Genomic DNA, 21029 nt, shown 5'->3' on the forward strand with positions numbered 1-21029 from the left:
ATACCTTTGCCATATGGCATTTACTTATCCCAAAACAGAAAAGCTTAAAAGCAAAAATACTATAGATTTACTTTTTAGTGAAGGAAAATCTGTATCCAAATACCCATTGCGTTTGGTTTTTGTAGAAAATCCTTTAGAAGAAAAGGAAATAATTAAAATGGGCGTTTCTGTTTCAAAAAAACATTTTAAAAATGCCGTTGATCGAAATTATTTTAAACGTTTATTGCGCGAAACTTATCGATTAAACAAACATATTTTGACAGAAAATCTTGAAAAACCTTATGCTTTCATGTTTTTTTATCAATCGAAAGATCGTTTGACTTATCAAGAGATTAACGAGAAAACTATCCAACTTTTTCAGAAATTTGTTGAAAATGTTAAGTAAAACCTAACTTTGGTTTACTTTTTGCTCAATTATAATTATATTCGTAGTTCATTTTTACTTAATTCTCTTATTATGAAGTCCTTTTTTAGAAAAAGAATCATTATTCCCATTATAGCTGTTTCGTTTTTATTTGTTGGAGTTAGTTTCAAAGGTGATTTCTTTGAATTAGCTAAACAAATTGAAATTTTTACCAACTTATTCAAAATCGTTAATCAAAATTATGTGGATGAAACTAATCCTGGTGATTTGATGGATAAAGGAATCAAAAGTATGTTGAAAGAATTGGATCCTTACACGGTTTTCTTTAATGAACAAGATGTAATTAAATTCAAAATTAACAACACAGGTGAATATACTGGAATTGGAGCTATGATTACTCGTAAAGAAGATAAAGTCATCCTTAAAGAAGTTTACAAAAATTTTCCAGCAGATAAAGCAGGATTAAAAGCTGGTGATGAAATCATTCAAATTGATGATGTATTGCTAAAAGACTTTAAAGAAGATGCTTCGCAATTGCTAAAAGGAACAAAAAACACCAAAGTGAATATTGTTTATTTCCGACAAGGTAAAAAAACGAACGGAACTATTATTTTAGATGAAGTTGAATTAAAAGCGGTTCCTTATTACAAATTATTAGAAGACAATATTGGTTATATAGTTTTATCAAAATTTACTGAAAAAGCGTCTTCTGATACTAAAGCTGCTTTATTAGATTTAAAAAAACAAGGAGCCACAAAAATCATTCTAGATTTAAGAGGAAATCCAGGTGGGTTATTGGGTGAAGCTGTAAATATTTGCAATTTATTTGTGCCTAAAAACGAAACAATTGTTACTACAAAATCAAAAGTAGAGAAACACAACAGTACTTATAAAACAAAAAACGAACCGGTTGATTTAGAAATTCCGTTAGCTATTATTGTGAATGGCCGAAGTGCTTCCGCTTCAGAAATTGTTGCTGGTGCTTTACAAGATTTAGACCGAGCTGTTGTTGTTGGAAATAGAAGTTTTGGAAAAGGATTAGTACAAAGACCTTTAAATTTATCTTACGGAACACAGGTAAAAGTTACAATTTCTAAATATTACACTCCTTCAGGAAGATGCATTCAGGCTTTGGATTATTCACATAAAGATGAAAACGGAAAAGCAATTCGCACAGACGAAAAAAACTATAATGCTTTTAAAACTAAAAAAGGAAGAACCGTTTATGATGGTGGAGGAATTATGCCAGATATGGAGATTTTAGAAACAAAACCTTCAACAATTTCAAAAGCTTTAACAGCTAATGATGCCATTTTTAATTACGTGACTGAGTTTTATTATAAAAATCAAAACAATCCAAACGCACTATTTTCTAATTCAGATTTTGATGGCTTTAAACAGTTTGTTAAGAAAAATGATTACAAAATGAACACAGAAACAGAAAAAGCGCTGGAAAACACATTAGAAGTAGCAAAAAGAGAAAATATTGATGGAAACATTCAAACGGAATACAATTTACTGAAAACCGCTATTGAAAAAAGTAACGAAAAAGAACTAGACAAAAACAAAGCAGAAATTATTATGCTTTTGAATGATGAAATTATTACTCGTTTTCAATATAAAGAAGGTTTGTATGATTATGATACTAAAAATAATATTGAAATCAACAAAGCCAAAGCCGTTTTAAAAAATTCATCAGATTATAACAAAATATTAAAAAAATAATGCACTTTCTTAAATACATTTTTCTGCTTTTTATTATGACTTCATATGCTCAAGACGATGAGGTAATACAATCTATTTATTTTGATTTTGATAAGTTCGACATACGAAAAGACCAACAAAAAGAACTTCAAAAATTCATTAAAACTATTGATACTGCTAAGGTAGAATCTATTCAGATTTTTGGTTATTGTGATGATAGAGGAAAAGATGCTTATAATTATGATTTATCAACAAAAAGAGCCAATACTATCAAAGATACTTTGTTGCTTAAAGGCATAAAAAACAAAATCATTGTTTCTATTGAAGGAAAAGGAAGTATTGTAATTGATGAAGATTTAGAAAGCAATGTACCCGAAATTCGTTCTAAAAACAGAAGAGTCGATGTTTTAATAAATTTTAAACCCTTACTTAAAGAAAAAAGAACAAAACCAGAAAATTATACAGTTTTAAGAAAAGATGTCATTGTTGGTGACAAAATCACATTAGACAAAGTTTTTTTTGATAGAGGAAGTAGTAGACTAACAACTTCTGCAAAAAAAGAATTAGATAAAATTGCTATAAAAATGCACCGTTTTCCAAAAATACAACTTGAAGTTCAAGGACATATTTGTTGTACACCTTCTTATCAAAAAGAAGCTATTGACAAAGACACCAGAAAACGCGAATTATCTGTCAACAGAGCAAAATCGGTATATAAATATCTTATTTCTAGAAGAGTTAATGAAAAAAGATTAATTTATAACGGTTACGGAAACACACAACCACTAGGAAATAGTACGGAACAAGACAGAAGAGTTGAGTTGGTGATTACTAAGATAGAGTAATTCAACATTAACCTTAAAAAGAATAAATGAAAAAAATATACTTATTAACACTACTAGTTTCTACTTCTATATTTTCTCAAGTAAAAGAGATTAAAAGTTTTGATTTTAAAGGAAAAAAAATTGAATATACTATAATTGATTACTCTAAATATAGTGTTGCCCAATTATTTATTACCATCTATAATGACACAGCTGAAAATGCGTCCGTTGAAGAAAACGCAATTAATTGTTTAAGTGATAAAAAGAATTTATATCATACATTTTATTATTTTTTAAAAATTCCTACTGGCATTACAGATGAAACTGAAAAAACAGAACTTTATGCAGGGTTCTTAAATCATTTGTCTATGGAACAAGATATGCAAAAGCACAATTTATTTCTAAATTTTGACGCTGATTATACCATTACCCATCCAATGACTGATAATATTAAAAGAATAATAACAGCTATAAATTCAAATACTATTTGTGATTATTTAAGCATTAGATAAGCATTTATTTGATTTAATAATCAACTTCTCTTCATTTGAATATGCGGAATATCATCTTCTAAATACATTTCGCTGCTTTGCACAAATTGATGAGCTTCGTAGAATTTTTTTAGATGTTCTTGAGCAGAAATTGTGATTTCACTAATGTCGTATTCTTTTTCAATAGCTTCAATGGAAACTTTCATCAAATCGTGACCCCATTTTTTGTCGCGTACTTTTGGACTCGTAACTACTCTACCAATTGAAGCTTCGTCAAAATAATATCCTTTGTCGAATAATCTAGTGTAAGCCACAATTTCGTTTTCATAAAAACCTAAAACATGTAAAGCTTTCTCATCTTTACCATCAATGTCTTGATAGACGCAATTTTGCTCCACCACAAAGACTTCGCTTCGCAATTGTAGCAATTTATATAGTTCGTAAATAGAAAGTTCGTTAAATCGCTTTATTTGGAATATTAGCATCTGAGAAATGAATTAAAAAAAGAGCAAAAAAACTATTTTAAAAATAAGTTGATTTGCTCTTCGATAGTATCTTATTAAAATTTTTATTTTATAAATTTTGTTGAATTGATTATTGCTTCCATTTCGAACATGTGATCTCTTTTGGCTTTTGTAGGCAAGTAAGTAAATCCTTCAACAATTAGATAACGATTGTTTTTAGTGTCTTTGATAGCATAATTTACAAAAGGTCCACCCATAAAATCGTTTTTTAAAACCCAAGTACCTTTAGCTAAATATGTAAACTTGTTGTCTAATTTTGTTTCAAACAAATAAGGTGCATAAGCTTCTTCGGTAATCATCCATGTGTTTGGCAACATTCCATGAATATTTGCTTTTCCAATAGAATCTCTAATGTTTATTATATTTTGAACGATATCCTGATTTTTTTCTACACTTTCAATAGGCACTTCGTAAATTAAAATACTATTGTAACCTGATTGAAATTCTTTTCGTAACCAAATAAATTTATCTTTAACCGTGTCATATTCATAACCATAACCAATGTTCATAGACACACCAAATTTGTCTTCTATCTTTTTATCATTAACCAATGATTTTTTCATTCGTTTTTGATTCTCAATAATTTCACCGTTTTTAACCGTGCTAATTATTTCTTTAGATTTAGATTCAATAATTTTTAATAAATCTTCATTTGTTTTTCCTGATATAAAAAAAACATTTTGAGGTGCTGCGTATAAATCTTTAGAAGCTCCAAAACCCGTTTTGTCTGCTTTTTGAACAACAATTATGTTTCTTCCTTTTTTTACAAAACCATCAAATATTTTTGTTGGATATTGATTGATATTAAACAAAGGCTCTTCTTGAGGCAAACCGTCTACTGGTGCAGCAAATTTTTTACGCAAAGAATCTCCAATTTCTCCATTCCAAAGTGGTTCATCAATAAAAATAGAAACGTTATTAATATTTCCTGAAGATTCAGAAAGTCCTTTGTTGTTAGAAGCTTCTTCTTTACAAGAAAATAATAAGAAGGAAAGAAACAGAAGTAAAAAAGATCTTTTCATTTGAGGTTGATTTAATAAGATTTTACCCGTTTATTTTTAATTTCATTCCGGGTTGAATATTATCACCACTAATATCGTTCCATTTTTTTAAATCGTCTGTAGAAACTCCAGGATATTTTTTTGCAATAGTGTATAATGAATCCCCATTTCTAACTATATAACTAGTTGTACTGGTTGATCTAGAAGTCTTTGAATTATCTTCTTTTGTGCTATAAATTTTTAATTTATTTCCAGTTTGTATTGTGGAAGACCTAAGATTATTCCATTTTTTTATTTCTGAAACAGAAACATCATATTTTTGTGCAATTAAACCAAGACTTTCTCCACGTCTTACTGAATGGTACGCTAATTTACTTTTTGTTTTGGTTTCTTTATATTCAACGATATTTGTTTCTTCAGAATTTTCAACAATAGCATCTTGTGCTTTTTCTCCACCATTTTTTACATAATCAATGTAAGCATAAACTGCTTCTTCATTAGAAACAAATAAACCGATTTTATCTTTTGGTAATCTTAAAAAGTGAGGTTTATCTTCGTTAAAAGGAATTATGTTTAATTTATAAATTGGGTTTAAAAATTCTACTTGATCTTGAGGAATATCAAATAAATCCGAAACCTGTTTGAAACTCATTTCTCTTCTAACCTTAATGGTGTCAGTTTCAAAATAAGTTAAAGGTGCTTTTTTTGGTTTAATTCCCAATTCCTTTTTATATTCATAAATATACATTGTAGCTAAAAAAGCGGGTACATAATTAGCTGTTTCTCTAGGAAGATTTTTTCTAATAATCCAATAATTTTGACTTCCTCCAGAACGTCTTATGGCTTTAGAAACATTTCCTGGGCCAGCATTATATGAAGCTAAAACTAAACTCCAATCTCCAAAAATTTTATATAAACTAGATAAATATTGGCAAGCTGCTTCAGTTGCTTTTAAGGGATCGTATCTTTCATCAACATAAGAATTGACTTCTAAGTTAAATTGTTTTCCAGTTGGATACATAAATTGCCAAAGTCCAGAAGCACCAACTCTACTTTTTGCTCTTGGATTTAAAGCTGATTCTACAATTGCTAAATATTTAATTTCTAAAGGCACATCATATTTAGCTAAATGCTCTTCAAACATTGGAAAATAATATTCAGAAATAGCCATTAATCGTTCAAAACTATGTTTTCTGTTTTTTAAGAATGATTTAATTACATTTTCAAGTGATGTGTTATACTCAATATTAAATGGTGATTTATCATCCATTTTTTTAAGTCTTTTCTTAAGAACTTCTGTTGACATTTCGTAAGCAACAGCTTCCTCTATGTCCAAGTCAGAAACATCTTCGTACATATTATCAAAAAGCTCTTGGTTAGATAATTCTTCCATCCATCTGCTATCTATACAAATGCTTGTACTGTGGTTAACAAATGATGCTTTTAAAGAATCTAAATAAGAAACTTTTGTAACTGTTTCTTCAATTAAATTTGCCTCTACACTTTCTTGTGCAAAGGAAATTAAAGGTAATAGTAAGAATAAAATGTTTTTGATTTTCATCTTGCAGGAATTTGTAATTTAATAGTTTATTAATCTATGATAACTCAAAAAAGTCAAAAATAGTATTATTATTGGATAATAGCTTGAATTCCAGGTAAAGTTTTTCCTTCTAGCATTTCTAACATTGCTCCACCACCTGTGGAAACATAGCTTACTTGATCTTCAAAACCAAATTGTTTTACTGCTGAAACTGAGTCACCACCACCAACTAGAGAAAAAGCTCCGTTTTTAGTTGCTGCAGCAATATATTCTCCAACTTTAATTGTTCCATTAGCAAAACTTGGCATTTCGAAAACACCAACTGGTCCATTCCAAAGAATCGTTTTCGATTTTAAAATTACTTCTTCAAAAAGTTCAAGCGATTTTGGTCCAGCATCTAAACCTTGCCAACCATCAGGAATTTTAGTTACATCAATTATTTGAGTATTAGCATCGTTAGAAAAAGCATCAGCAGCAATTACATCAACTGGTAAATGTATTTGCACTCCTTTTTCTTTTGCTTTTTTTAAAATTTCTAAAGCTAAATCCATCTTATCATCCTCACATATAGAGTTTCCAACACTTCCGCCTAAAGCTTTGATAAAAGTAAAAGTCATTCCTCCACCAATTATCATATGGTCGATTTTATCTAAAATATTTTCGATAATTGTAATTTTCGAAGATACTTTTGAACCCCCTAAAATTGCTGTAACTGGTTTTTGAGAATCCTTAAGTACTTTATTGATGCTTTCAATTTCTTTGGCTAACAATAATCCGAAATATTTATCATTTGGAAAATAATTTGCAATTATAGTTGTTGAAGCATGCGCTCTATGTGCTGTTCCAAAAGCATCATTTACATATACATCTCCTAACGTTGATAATTTTTTTGCGAAGTCAGAATCTCCTGCTTCTTCTTCCTTATAAAACCTAAGGTTTTCTAGTAGAAGTATTTGATTTGGTTGTAGATTGCTTGCTTTTGAGTGTGCATCGCTACCTATACAATCATCTGCAAAAAGAATTTCTCTTCCTAAAATTTCTGAAACTTTACCAATAATATGCTTTAATGAATATTTTTCTTCCTTTCCTTTTGGTCTTCCTAAATGCGACATTAAGATTACACTTCCACCCTCATTTAAGATTTTATCAATAGTTGGTTTTGCAGCTTCAATTCGTGTTGCATCAGTTACATTAAAATTTTCGTCTAAAGGAACATTAAAATCAACTCTGATAATTGCTTTTTTTCCATTAAAGTCTAAATTATTGATTGTTTTCATAAGAAGTTATTGTTTTCAGTTTATTGAAATTGATCTATTTTTTATACAAAAATAAAAAAGACTCACAAATGAGTCTTTTTTTAATACTAATTTAACGTTTACACGAGTTCGTCATCTTTAGATCTCGTGGCAACCATTTTTTGTTGGGGACAAAAAGGGTCATTATAATCTACATTCTGTTCATTACTTACTAATTGGTCAGGACTAGTGTTTACTAACATTATCCAAGTATCACCATAATATTTTCCGTTAACATTTGAATAATATAAATTTAAAGCATTTGTCCAAGAATCATTTTTACTTACAAAAACATATCTGTAATTATTTTTTGGGTTGATAAAGAAATTAGCATCAATACCTAAACTTCTTAGTTTTGCAACAAAACGAGTTGCATTTCTATGAACAGCAAACACATTTGCAATTACATAAAATCCACGTTGTTGATTATAAATTTCAACCATTGGTCCTGGAATTGCGGTGATTTTTTGTTTTTGTCCATATTGATTTTGTGCAACTTGACTCAATTTTTCGCTAATCATAACTGGATCAATCATTGTTGTGTTTGAGGCAACAACATCATTGTTCTCGGTCTTAACTTTTGGGTGACTAACTACAACTTCTTTTTTTGGAGCTAAAACAACACTGTTTGTGTTTTCTTTTGGACTGTTATCGACTTTAACTGCAATTATTGTTTCTTTTTTGGTCGGCTCAATTGCTTTAACTTCTATTTTAGTTGTTTCAGCAACTATATTCTCTTTAGTTGGTATTTTAGTTTCTGACTTTATTTCGTTTTTAACAATAGTTGTTGTTGTAGGTTTTGTATTGTCGGCAATAACTGTTTCTGTAACTATAGGAGTTGTAACAGATTCTTTAGTTTCTTCAGCTTCATTTGAAACAAACATAACTGGTTCTTTTTTAGCATCTTGAACCTCTACATTGAAAGCGTTAAAGAACATAAAGTATCTATCTCCTACTGTTTTAAGCTTTAAGGTTACATTATCCGTATTATTTTGAATAACAGAATTATCAGGATTTGCAATAGTTATTAAACTTGTGTCATAACCTAGGGTATTTTTACTGTTTGGGTTTCTGTCCGTAAAGTATTGGTCATTTATAATAATATTACTATTGAAAAAATTATTTTCTAATTTTAATGGTCCGCTTAATAATGTGAAAATTTCACTTAGTTGAGATTTTATTTGTAATTGGTCTCCAGCTAAATTATTATCCCCTTCTAAACCAGCACAAGCTAATTTAGCAAAAACATTTCCTTCAGGTAAAGTTTTAAATCCTGTAAATAATATTTCTGTGTCTTTATCTGTTACACCTGCAAAACCATCATATGAAGTTATGAATTTTGCTGTTTCGTTATCATCTTCATAAACAAAAAACATTGTCCATCCACCTGAAACTCCACCTTCAACAACTCCTTGTGTTGCTTTTATGTTTGCAACTGTATATTCTCCAACAGGACTTCCAAGCTCTTTTACTAAATCGGTAATGTCAGCATAAACTGCATATGGAGCACTTTCGTCAAATCCTTTTTTATCTAAACCATCAAAAATTATATTTCCTTTTATATCTACATATTTAGATTCTCCAGGAAGTTTCAATTTAATTTGATCAAACTCTTCTCTATTTTTATCAAATGCTTTAAATTTGTTGCGTTTCTTTTTGATTCCACTATTGTATTTATAAGTGGCAGACCAGTATAAACCAGCGTAAACTATTTTTTTATTTTCTTCATTTTCAAGATATAATGTTGCAGCACTAGAACTAAAAGTAGACATGTCACTATCAATATCAATATAAAACATTTCAAACTCGTCATTAAGTTTGGCTGTTTTAGTTGCGTTCATGTATGGCATGTTTGGATTATTTCCATAATCTTTTCTGTTCACAATATTGTTTGCTATAACAGTCATATCGCCTTTAACATAAGACTGATATCTTACTTTAAAAGGAACGGGTAATTGACCATAAGAAAAAGATGTTGCAAAAAGGATTGCAACCATTAACCCTAATTTTGAAATTTTGCTTAACATAATACTTAGTTTTACAATTATTATACTAACGAATCATTAACAATTATTTTTATGTACATTTACTTTTTTTGTTAGTAAGTGCAATCAATTTGATGATAAAAGAACTGTTTTTAAATCTTTTACTAAACTATTAAGAATAGTGATTGGTTTATCAACAATGGTAAACGACTTATTAACAATTTTTATTGTGTTATCAACAAGATATAAAATTTAGAACTTATACAATGTTTAAAAATGTAATTGGAAATAAAAAAACGGTAGATTACTTAACTTCAAGTGTTGATAGTAGTAGACTTGCACACGCTCAGCTATTTGTTGGTCCTGAAGGAATTGGTTTGTTACAAATTGCAATATCCTATGCAAAATACATACTGTGTAATGGCAAGAATGTTGAAAACTCTGATTATGAAAACTGTCAAAACAAGGTCATTCAACAGTCACATCCTGACATTCACTATGCGTTTCCTGTTACTTCAACCGAAAGTGTAAAAAGTCATCCTGTTAGTGATAATTTCCTAAAAGAATGGAAAGAATTCGTTAATCAACAACCTTTTGGAAGTCTTCAAGATTGGTATACACATTTGGGTGTGGAAAAAAAACAAGGGCAAATCGGGGTAGATGAGGCTTTAGAGATTGTGAAAAAGCTATCTTTAAAGTCATATGAAGGTGGTTATAAGATTATGATAATTTGGATGGCTGATAAAATGAATACAGCAACTTCTAACAAAATTCTTAAAATTTTAGAAGAGCCTCCACAAAAAACAATCTTTTTATTAATTACCGAAAATATTGAAGAAATCATCTCAACTATAACTTCTCGTTGCCAAATTATTGAGTTTAAAAAGCCTGAACAACAAGAAATTGAAGATTTATTAAAAACAAAAGGGGTTTCTGATGCTATTGCAAAGAAATATGCACATTTAGCACAAGGAGACATTAATAAAGCCCTAAAATTAGCCAATAATGAAAAAGATGATAGGTTATTTGAAGAGTGGTTTGTTAAATGGGTAAGATTTGCCTTTAAAGCAAAAGGAAATGCTTCTTCTATTTTGGATTTAATTAGTTGGAGTGAAGAAGTGGCAAGCTACGGAAGAGAGGTTCAGAAGCAATTTTTACATTATTGCATTGAATTCTTTAGACAAGCTATGTTGGAGAATTACACAGCTGAAGATTTGGTCTATTTAGATGAAGGTTTAGACGGTTTTGAGTTGAAAAAATTTGCTCCATTTGTAGATGGTGGTAACATAAATGAAATTTTTAAAGAAATTTCAGAGGCAATTTACCATATTGAACGAAATGGAAATGGTAAAATCATATTAACTGATTTATCTATTAAATTAACTCGCTTAATTCATAAAAAATAGATTATATTGATTTACAAGTATTTAAAATAAACTAATTAAAGTATTTCTTTCAAACTTGCTTTATATAACTTAAGTTCTTCCCAGGAGAACTTGTCGCCAATGGTTTCTTTTAGTTCTGATAAACTTTCTCCTTTAAAATATTTAAACAAAACTTGTAATTGTTTGATTTTTTCGGCTGAAAGCACATCTTCAATGGCAATATATTCTTGCTGAATTAACTTTGCAAAATGGCTGCTAATAGTGGTTTCTGTTAACTTTCGAATAGTTGCAATCTCTTTGATAGTATGGTTTTCTTTCCAAAATTCTAAAGTGATTTCAATAGTTGGTTTTTTACTTTCTTTTGATTTTTTTACCTTTGGTTCGTAGTAAGAAACGTCTGGATCAACATCAAAAACACCTGGTTTTACAGTGTTCAAATCTTTGATCTTCTTAAGTTTATTCGCTTTATAAGAAAGAATTTCTTCAGAAATAAGATTTTCTTTCGAAATTTCTTTTCCAGATGCAACCATTTCAATTAACAATTTGGCTTTCATTAAGCGTTGAATTGTTTTAGTTTGAGTATCTTCTAAATCATTCAACTCGTCGTAAAATGTTTTAACTTTCTTTATGCGTTTTATTTCATCTACCTTAAGTAACAATTCATAAACAAAATTATCTAAGTCTTTATAAAAATAGTTGTACGCAGCTTGAAATCGTTCATTAATGTATTGAACTTCAAAGGGTTCTTTAGAGAAAATATTGTTTAATTGTTTAATAAAATTTTGAGCAGGAACAACCAAATTATCAATTTTATTCGATTGATTTTCAGCCCATTTAGCATATTTAGATTTTGGTGATTTTGGTGCTTCTTCTTTATAGCTGAATCTGTGATTTCTCCATTCTTGTGCTAAGTCTTGCCAATCAAAAGTTGCTTTTAGATAGTTAAATAAATAGTTTTTTGTTTCTTGTTCTAATGATTTTTGAATGTATTCATCAGAGGCTTTTTGTTCAGCGTAAAGCATAACATCACTATCATTAGAAAGTCCATTCATTTGAATTGGAGCTAATAAAACCAAGCCTTTTAACGATCGTAAACGAGATAGTGCCACATAAGCTTGTCCTGGTTGAAAAACACGTGAAACATCTAATGCTGCTTTGTCAAACGTTAATCCTTGGCTTTTATGAACCGTTATTGCCCAAGCTAATTTTATAGGATAATGCGTAAAGGTTCCAAGTACTTCTTCCTGAATTTCTTTAGTTGTTTCATTGACTTTATATCTTATGTTTTGCCATTCATATCGTTCAACTTCAATGGTTTTTTTCTCTTCTGTAAACTCTACAGTTATCTCATCTTTAGACAGATACTTAATTATTCCCATTTTTCCATTAAAATAGTTTTTCTCAAACGAAAGGTCATTTTTGATGAACATGATTTGAGCACCAACCTTTAATTCTAAATTATCTTCTACTGGATAGATTTTATCTGGAAAATCATCTACAATTTGAGCTTTATAAGAAAAAGACTTTCCTTCTAATTCATTTAAAGCTTCAGAATTAATCGAATCTGCCTTTCTATTATGAGTCGTAAGTGTAATAAATCCTTCATTCTTTTTTAAATCAAAATCAGGATTAACAAACTGATTTAGAATACTTAAGTCAGATTTAGTTATAGTATTATTTCTTAAATTGTTTAGTACTTCAATAAATTCGCTATCTGTTTGACGATAAATTTTATCTAACTCAATGTATAAAGGTGGATTTTGCTGAACAACATGAGAATGAAAGAAAAACTTACCTTGATAGTATTTACGTAAAATATCCCATTCTTCAGGTTTTACGATTGGAGGTAATTGTAGTAAATCTCCTATAAATAAAACTTGCGCACCTCCAAAAGGAAGTTTGTTTCTTCTAACAGATTGCATCATAAAATCAATTGCATCTAGAAGATCTGCACGCAACATACTGACTTCATCAATAACTAGTAACTCAATGTTTCTGATAACATTTCGTTTAACAGCGCTCATTTTAAAATGTCTAGAAAGAGTACTTTTGGACTCAAATTTAACAGTATCTTTAAAATGTGGAGCAATTGTATCTGGAATGAATCCACCAAACGGAAGTTGAAAAAGGGAATGAATAGTAACACCACCAGCATTTAGTGCGGCAATTCCAGTAGGAGCAACAACAGCAGTGTTTTTGTGTGTTGTTTTAATAATTTCTTTTAGTAGAGTAGTTTTACCTGTTCCTGCTTTTCCAGTAAGAAAAACAGATTTATTAGTCTGATTAATAAACTTCAAGGTATAACTTGCAACGGCTGATAATGAATTCATTGGCTTATATTTAACACCATAAAAGTATAAAAAAAACACAAATAAAAAACCCCATTAAAAAAATAATGAGGTTTTAAATAAATTTAAAAGAAATTATTTCTTAACTTCTTCTTTTTCAATAGCTTTAGTAGATTCACTTGGCTTGTATTTATCATTAAGCGTCTTAAGTATCTCATCTGTAACATCATAAGAATCTTTAGCATATAAAATACTAGGAGAAGTTAAACCTGTACCATATACATAGTCGTAGTTATTCTTTTTTCCATAATCTTTAATGTAAAGTTTAATTTCTTTTACAAGAGAATCTAATTCAGCATTACTTGCTGTTTGAATTTCTTGATACATTGATTGTTGTTTTACATTCAATTTTTGCTCTCTTTGTTGTAATTCAGCTGCTTTTTGTTGAGCCCATTGTGGTCCTTTCGCTTGAGCTTGTCTTAATGCATTTTCATAGTCTGATTGAAATTGTTTTGCTTCTGTTTCAAGCTCACGACCCATTTCTTCGGACTTAACTTTATATTTATTTTCAATATCAATAGCTTGTTGATGTTCTTTCATTAACTTTTCAGTATCAACATATGCGGTTTTTAGACCTGAAGTTCCTTCTTGTTTATTACAAGACAATATTGCAAATCCTAGTGCAATAAATAATAATTTTTTCATATTCGTTATTTCTAAATTTTGGTAAAAGTAAACAATTGAAAATAGTAATGCAAGGGTTAATTTTAAAGGTATAATAAATATCTATTCTGATTTGTTTTGGAATAAGTAATATTTATAAAAAAACATCTGTTTATTTTTACTTTAAAACAACTTCTTTTTTGAGTCAACAAAACACATCGAACGACTTAAAAAAACCCTTAAATCATCTTAAAATGGTGTTTTAGATGTTTTTTATGACGTAAATGTGAGATGAAAACTCTTTTTTTAATAATCCGGAGCAATTTGATAAAAAACCAAAGAAAAAGCCTTTAACAAAATTCATTTTTCCAGATTTGTATTTTTCAGACAAAAGACAAACATAAAAACTATCAAACCACATTGGTTTAACTTTTTTCAATTGTAAATCTTCTTTGTTGAATAGTTTTTGAATACTTATTTTTGAAAAATGCCATAAATGTCTTGGAACATCATAAGCAGCCCAAAATGATTTATAATGTTTTGCATCAAATGATTTATAATTTGGAACAGCTATGATAATTGTACCATTTGGTTTTAATAATCTTTTTAAAGTTTTTATTTGATTTTCTAAATCTGGAACATGTTCTAAAACATGCCACATTGTAATTACATCAAATGAATTGTTTTCTAGTTCATCTAAAGTATTTGTAAAACTGACACCTTTTGAAATAGAAATATTTTTTGCTTTTTCGTTTGGCTCAATTCCAACACAGATCCAACCATCATTTTTAGCCTGAGTTAAAAAATCTCCAGTACCTGCACCAATATCTAATAATTTTCCTTTTTGAGAATTTTCTTTTGAAATTAATGCAACTTTGTTTTTTAAAGCATTTGTTTTTACTAAATGATATAATTTTTCAAATAAAGTTCGTTTAGAATCTGTATGAGAAATATAATCTTCACTCTCATAATAGGAGGGAAGTATATCTAAAGAAGGTTGAGGGGAAGTTTTTAACAACTGTAACTCTTCGTCTAAAAGTAAATCAAATGATTCTTTTGAAACAGTATGATCTTTAACTTTTATAAAAACATTGTTGGGAGAGAAATTCATATTTTAAAATAAAACTTAAACAAAGGTAGTAAATGTGGGGGTTAACAAAGTATGTTTCACGTGAAACAATTAAAGATAATAGAAAAAAGAACAAAGAGAAAAGATTTCTTCTTTCATCTTGCTTCTTGCTTCTTATCTACCCATATAAATTAATAATACAGAAATATCACTTGGAGAAACTCCGCTAATTCTTGAAGCTTGTGCAATTGTCTTTGGACGAATTTTATTAAACTTCATTTTGGCTTCTGTTGAAATTGATTTAATTTTATTAAAATCAAAATTATCTGGAATTATTGCATCTTCTAAACGATTTAGTTTATCTGCATGTAATCTTTCTTTTTCTATATAACCTGAATATTTTACATCAATTTCTGCTTGCTCGATAATTTCTGAATCTAGTTCATTCGTATTTATATATTCAGCAACTTTTTCAAACTTAACGATGTCTTCTAAATCAATTTGAGGTCTAGAAAAAACTTTAAACATTTTATCTGGTTGCGTCATTGGACTTGAACCTTTAGATTCTAAAATCGGATTTGCTTCTTCAGGTTTAGTACTAGTTTCTCTAAAAAACTGAACCATTGCATCTGACTTAGAAAATTTTTGCTCCATACGAATTAAACGTTCTTCAGAAGCTAATCCTAAATCAAAACCTTTAGGAGTTAATCTTGAATCTGCATTATCTTGACGAAGCAACGTTCTATACTCTGCACGAGAAGTAAACATACGATAAGGCTCTTCTGTTCCTTTGGTAATTAAATCATCAATTAAAACTCCAATATAAGCTTCGTTGCGTTTAAGTATAAACTCATCTCTTTCTTGAACTTTTAATGCTGCATTTATACCAGCCATTAATCCTTGAGAAGCTGCTTCTTCATATCCAGTAGTTCCATTAATTTGTCCAGCAAAATATAAACCTTCAACTAATTTAGTTTCTAACGTGTGTTTTAGTTGCGTAGGAGGGAAGTAATCATATTCAATTGCATAACCAGGTCTAAAGAATTTAACTTTTTCAAAACCTGCTACAGAACGCAATGCTTTAAATTGAATGTCTTCTGGCAAAGAAGTAGAAAATCCATTTACATAAACTTCTACCGTATTCCATCCTTCTGGTTCAACAAATAATTGATGCCTGTCTTTGTCTGCAAAACGATTTATTTTATCTTCAATAGACGGACAATATCTTGGGCCTATACTTTTTATTCTTCCGTTAAACATTGGACTTCTATCAAAACCTTCACGAAGATGATCGTGAACTTCAAGTGAAGTATAAGTCATGTAACATGACCTTTGATGGGTAAGTGGTTTTATACTTTGTAAATAAGAAAATTTATGTGGTTTTTCATCACCTGGTTGTTCGACCATTTTTGAATAATCTAAAGAACGACCATCAACTCTTGGAGGAGTTCCGGTTTTCATTCTTCCCGATTCAAAACCAACTTTTACTAAATCTTCTGTAATTCCAAAAGAGGCACTTTCACCTGCACGACCACCTCCAAATTGTTTGTCACCAATATGGATTAAACCATTTAAAAAAGTACCATTTGTCAATACAACAGTTTTGGCTTTAATCTCCAAACCAAGTGAAGTTTTGATTCCGACAATTTTGTTGTTTTCGATTAACAAACCAGAAACCATCTCTTGGTAAAAATCTAAATTTGGAGTTTGCTCCAACATTAATCTCCATTCTTCAGCAAAACGCATTCTATCACTTTGCACTCTTGGAGACCACATTGCAGGCCCTTTTGACTTATTCAACATCTTAAATTGAATGGCTGTTTTATCAGACACAATTCCAGAATAACCACCAAGCGCATCAATCTCTCTTACAATTTGCCCTTTTGCAATTCCACCCATTGCAGGGTTACAAGACATCTGTGCGATGTTTTGAAGATTCATTGTGACAAGCAAAGTGGAGCAACCCATATTGGCAGCAGAAGCCGCGGCTTCAGAACCAGCGTGACCAGCACCAACTACAATCACATCGTATTTTTCTTGAAATATACTCATTGTTCCACGTGAAACATTTAATTAATATTAATAGATGATTATTGTTGTTCCACGTGGAACAAAGCAATTTTCTCATCTTCTTTTTGTCGCATTATTAGTGCTTCGTTATCTGTTTTATCTTTATAGCCACAGTAGTGTAACACACCGTGAGATAATACTCTTTTGATTTCGTTTTCAAAAGGAACATTGAACTCAATTGCATTTTCAGCAACTCTTTCAGTAGATATAAAAATATCACCTTGAATTAAGTCGCCAACAGAATAATCAAAACTTATAATATCTGTATAAGTATCATGATTAAGATACTCATTGTTGATGTTTATTAAATATTCATCATCACAAAAAATGTAATTTATTTCACCTTCTGATTTGTTTTCTGATTGGACAATTCTTGATATCCAATCTTGATATATTGATTCATCCTCTAAAAGGAAATCATTTTCATAGTTAAATGTAATCATTACTTCTTAAAATATTCTTTGACTTTTTGGTCGTAATTTTTTTGCAAAGGTAAACTTTGTCTGTTTAAAATCTCTATGCTTTTTATATATTCTTGTAATTCCTTTGGTAGGGTAGAAGCGTTGTTAGAAAACTTATCATCTGTTGTATTGGATTTACGCTTTTCATCTTGCCCTTGCTGCTGAATTGCATTCTCTAATTTTAATAATTCATGCTTGAGATTTAGCATCTTCTGTAAGGTTTCATTTTTAAAACCTTTATTGATTAATTGCTTTTCAATGTCTTTCATTTGGTTTAAAACATTGTTACCGTTAATACCTTGTTGTTCTAAAGATTTCTGTAAAGCATCACGAAGTTGTTGTTGTTCTTTTAGGATTTCTAATACCTTTCCAGCATTTCCTTCTGAACCTTCTCCCTCACCATTTTCTCCCTGACCTTTTCCATCTTTCTTTCCTTCACCAAGTTTTTCGCCCGGTTTGTCTCCGGGTTTATCACCTGGCTTTTCTCCAGGTTTCAATCCTTCTTTCATCTTCTCAGAAAGACCTTCTTGTTTTTTTATTATATCTGATAATTGTTTTCCAGGATTACCTTGTCCAGGACTTGGCATTCCTTTGCCTTTTCCTTTACCTTTTCCAGACATTTGCATATTCATATCACTTTGAACATTGCTTAAAAAATCAGCCAATTTATTAGCACTTGACAAAACATACTGTTGAAGAGAAGCTCCTCTTGAAACATTATTATCTGCTAAAGTTTCTAGTGATTGATCTAGGTTGTAATGTATTTCACCTATTTCGTTTAATACAAATTCAGAAATCATTGGGTTACGAAGAGATACCGCAAAGATACTATCATCTACATGTTTAAACTGTAATTTAAGTTCTTGTTGTTTTTTAAGGATTTTATTCAAAGCCAAAGAACGTGATTGAGATGATTTTGTTGGTTGAATTAATGCTTCTTCATCGTAAGAAAATGCTAAAAGATTGTCTAGAATTTGACGTAACGTTTTTGCATCTTCTTCCATTTGTTGAGATTCTCCACCTTCCATTGATGAGCTCATTTTCTGACTCATTTCTTTCATTTTCTTAGAGGCAGCTTTTTGAGATTTAGAAGCACTTGGTTTGTCGTTCTTTTTTAAATCTTCTTCAGATTTTTCTAAATCATCTTGAACATCTTCTTGTTCATTTATATCATTTGGAATGTCCATAGGTTTTTTTAAATCCTTGTTTTCTTTATCCAATTGTTGTAACTCTTCTTTTATTTTTTCAAATTCATCAGCTACTTTTTTCTGTTCTTCTAAATTGTTTTTATTTTCGTTAGCTAACTTATCTTCTTTTTCTGCTAACTTATTTAATTTGTCAGCAATTTGTTCAGCCTTTTTTTCAACGTAAAAACGTTTCGTTAATTCTACTAGTTGCTCTAAATTCTTAGCTTGATTTTTTGAATCTTTTTTTAATTTATCTGCTTTTTCAAATAGTTCATCATCTTGTAATTTCTTTTGTAATTCTTCTAATTCTTTTAAAAGTTTTTCGTTTTTTTCTGATTGTTTTTGACTTTCATCTAAACGACGTAATAATTCTTTTTTAAGTTTATCTTCTTCTTTTGGATTAAAATTCTCAAGGTTTTCAGAAAGTTTTTTAGAAAATTCTTTCATCATTTCATCCTGATTTTTTTGTTTTTTAATGAAATCTTCAATCTTTTTTTGATCTTTAAAGTCAAGATTAGCTTTCTCCTTTTTCATTTTTTGGAGTTTATCTAATTCCTTTAATTGTTTATCTTGATTATTTAATGACTTTTCTAAGCTGTTTATATTATCATTTTGATCTTTTAATAATTCATCTTGCTTTTGATCATCCGTTAATTCGTTGTGAGAAAAAACAGAAGACTTACTTGACTTGTAATTATTCACAGCATCATTATCAAAAACTTCAAAATAGTATTCATAAACAATTCCTTGTTCTACATTTAAACCTGTAGGAAAAGAATAAACAAATTGGTCAACCGTTTGGTGCTTTACAGCAAGTGTTCCACGTTTAACAATTTGTGGTTTTCCTTTTGGATAATAAACTACTTGTAATTTGCTCAACCCATAATCATCTGACAATTGGCCAATAATAAAGTTCTTTTTTAGGCTTAAAGAATCAGGTGCTTTGTTTGCAGAGATAAAAGGGTATTGATCTTTAACAATATTAACTTGATAATCGAGTTTTTCAAAGTTTTTTACGTTACTATTTGATGTTACTATTTGATATTCAGTATTTTGACTAATATTTTTAGTGAAATTAAACTCTCCATTTGTTGATGAGTAAACAGATTTACTATTATTTGAAATAAAAGCAATATTAGTTGTTGCAAAAGTTGATAATTTCCATCGAATTGAAGTTCCTTCTGGTACAATTGCATTTCCTGTTCCTTTAATAATTTCCGATTTACGTTTTAAATAAGTTGGATAGGATAAAATCATTTCAAAATTATTGATAGTTGGAACATTAACTACTTTGAGATTGTAGCCTTTTGAATTAATAGAATTAGCTTTCAGGCTAAAATTCACATCCGAAATAACATTATCAAACTTATATTGAAACTCTCCAGGATTCGTATTTTCCAATAAATATTCTTCATCACCAATTATAAGCGAAACATTTTCAGGTATAACATTACCAACAGTCTTTACTTGTAAAGTAAAATCTTTGTTTTGTTGAGTGACTAAATCTTTATTCAAAACTACAAATTGAAAAGGAGCTGGTGGAACATATTTTGTATTGTAATTAACAACTCTGTCCATTCCTTGTGAAATCACTTTTGAATTTCCAGACACAAAAAACAAAGCCAATAAAAAAATTGGAACTATCGCATAAGGCAAAAATTTCTTGTTCTTATTAAAATTTATCGCATTAGAGAAAGGAATTGGGCTTAAAGTTTCGGCTTTGTGATTGATAGAAGCTAAAAGTAATTCCGAATTCTCGTTCTGATTTGATAATTGTAGAAAATTGGTCAATTTATCGCTCACCTCACTAAAGTGATTACCTATAATTACAGAAGCTTGTTCATAATTAATTCCTTTTTGAAGTTTAAATAATTTAAACAATGGAAAAAATATAAATCGAACTAATAAGAAAATTTGAACAGCAACGAACAACCAAAATAAAATCGTTCTTCCTGAAGATGGTAACCAAAGGAAATATTCAACTAAAATGGTAAAAAGAAAATATAGTAAACCTAAACCAACAAAAAGAATAACTCCTTTTATTAGTTCATTGGTATAAAACCTTTTGATAAAGGCCTCTAATTTCTCAAAAATGATAGTTTTTGTTTCCAAATTGTTCGTAATCTGTTAATAACCGATAAAATTACAATATAAAAAGTAATTAGTCAAAAGTAAATA

The 21029-nt window shown here is 29.4% G+C and carries 16 protein-coding genes; 5 read left to right on the forward strand and 11 right to left on the reverse strand.

The window, feature by feature from the left end:
* The first annotated feature begins 13 nt into the window (after positions 1-13).
* The 4 genes from rnpA (at position 14) to AAC008_RS12330 (ending at position 3404) form a co-directional block, all read left to right on the forward strand.
* Complete coding sequence (gene rnpA / locus AAC008_RS12315) at positions 14-385, forward strand: ribonuclease P protein component (RefSeq protein ID WP_339889586.1); 372 nt, start codon at positions 14-16, stop codon at positions 383-385.
* Positions 386-457: 72 nt separating this feature from the next.
* On the forward strand, positions 458-2089 hold the full coding sequence (locus AAC008_RS12320; RefSeq protein ID WP_339889587.1) for a S41 family peptidase: 1632 nt from the start codon (positions 458-460) through the stop codon (positions 2087-2089).
* Positions 2090-2124: 35 nt separating this feature from the next.
* The gene (locus AAC008_RS12325) at positions 2125-2913 is read left to right on the forward strand and encodes an OmpA family protein (protein WP_339889588.1); all 789 of its coding nucleotides are present in this window, start codon (positions 2125-2127) and stop codon (positions 2911-2913) included.
* A gap of 26 nt (positions 2914-2939) precedes the next feature.
* A complete protein-coding gene (locus AAC008_RS12330) occupies positions 2940-3404 on the forward strand; it encodes a hypothetical protein (RefSeq protein WP_339889589.1) in 465 nt (154 codons plus the stop codon).
* Positions 3405-3424: 20 nt separating this feature from the next.
* Here the strand turns inward: AAC008_RS12330 and AAC008_RS12335 are convergent, their stop codons facing one another.
* From AAC008_RS12335 to AAC008_RS12355, 5 genes are all read right to left on the reverse strand, one after another.
* On the reverse strand, positions 3425-3868 hold the full coding sequence (locus tag AAC008_RS12335) for a GNAT family N-acetyltransferase (protein WP_339889590.1): 444 nt from the start codon (positions 3866-3868) through the stop codon (positions 3425-3427).
* 83 nt (positions 3869-3951) lie between these two features.
* Entirely contained in the window at positions 3952-4929 is a 978-nt protein-coding gene (locus AAC008_RS12340) for a DUF4837 family protein (RefSeq protein WP_339889591.1), read from the reverse strand.
* Between the two features lie 22 nt (positions 4930-4951).
* Positions 4952-6469, reverse strand: coding sequence for a transglycosylase SLT domain-containing protein (locus AAC008_RS12345; protein ID WP_339889592.1), 1518 nt, complete (start codon positions 6467-6469; stop codon positions 4952-4954).
* A gap of 68 nt (positions 6470-6537) precedes the next feature.
* Positions 6538-7725 carry a phosphoglycerate kinase gene (locus AAC008_RS12350; protein ID WP_339889593.1) on the reverse strand — a complete coding sequence of 396 codons (1188 nt, stop codon included), beginning with the start codon at positions 7723-7725 and terminating at the stop codon, positions 6538-6540.
* A 98-nt stretch (positions 7726-7823) separates the two neighbouring features.
* The gene (locus AAC008_RS12355) at positions 7824-9770 is read right to left on the reverse strand and encodes a hypothetical protein (protein WP_339889594.1); all 1947 of its coding nucleotides are present in this window, start codon (positions 9768-9770) and stop codon (positions 7824-7826) included.
* Between the two features lie 224 nt (positions 9771-9994).
* Here AAC008_RS12355 and AAC008_RS12360 point away from each other — a divergent pair, with 224 nt between their 5' ends.
* On the forward strand, positions 9995-11134 hold the full coding sequence (locus tag AAC008_RS12360) for a DNA polymerase III subunit delta' (protein ID WP_339889595.1): 1140 nt from the start codon (positions 9995-9997) through the stop codon (positions 11132-11134).
* Positions 11135-11169: 35 nt separating this feature from the next.
* Here AAC008_RS12360 and AAC008_RS12365 read toward each other — a convergent pair whose 3' ends face one another.
* From AAC008_RS12365 to AAC008_RS12390, 6 genes are all read right to left on the reverse strand, one after another.
* Positions 11170-13443, reverse strand: a complete 2274-nt coding sequence (locus tag AAC008_RS12365) for a helix-turn-helix domain-containing protein (RefSeq protein ID WP_339889596.1) — start codon at positions 13441-13443, stop codon at positions 11170-11172.
* A gap of 93 nt (positions 13444-13536) precedes the next feature.
* Positions 13537-14106, reverse strand: a complete 570-nt coding sequence (locus AAC008_RS12370; protein WP_339889597.1) for an OmpH family outer membrane protein — start codon at positions 14104-14106, stop codon at positions 13537-13539.
* A gap of 220 nt (positions 14107-14326) precedes the next feature.
* The gene (locus tag AAC008_RS12375; protein ID WP_339889598.1) at positions 14327-15175 is read right to left on the reverse strand and encodes a class I SAM-dependent methyltransferase; all 849 of its coding nucleotides are present in this window, start codon (positions 15173-15175) and stop codon (positions 14327-14329) included.
* A gap of 132 nt (positions 15176-15307) precedes the next feature.
* On the reverse strand, positions 15308-17179 hold the full coding sequence (gene mnmG, locus AAC008_RS12380; protein WP_339889663.1) for a tRNA uridine-5-carboxymethylaminomethyl(34) synthesis enzyme MnmG: 1872 nt from the start codon (positions 17177-17179) through the stop codon (positions 15308-15310).
* Positions 17180-17223: 44 nt separating this feature from the next.
* Positions 17224-17646 (reverse strand): rRNA maturation RNase YbeY, encoded by a 423-nt coding sequence (ybeY, locus tag AAC008_RS12385; protein WP_339889599.1) that lies wholly within the window; start codon positions 17644-17646, stop codon positions 17224-17226.
* Positions 17646-20963 carry a hypothetical protein gene (locus AAC008_RS12390; RefSeq protein WP_339889600.1) on the reverse strand — a complete coding sequence of 1106 codons (3318 nt, stop codon included), beginning with the start codon at positions 20961-20963 and terminating at the stop codon, positions 17646-17648. The genes ybeY and AAC008_RS12390 overlap by 1 nt, the downstream gene beginning before the upstream one ends.
* Positions 20964-21029 lie beyond the last annotated feature (66 nt).

This window comes from uncultured Flavobacterium sp. (assembly GCF_963975515.1).
In the GTDB taxonomy this organism is placed as follows: Bacteria; Bacteroidota; Bacteroidia; order Flavobacteriales; family Flavobacteriaceae; genus Flavobacterium.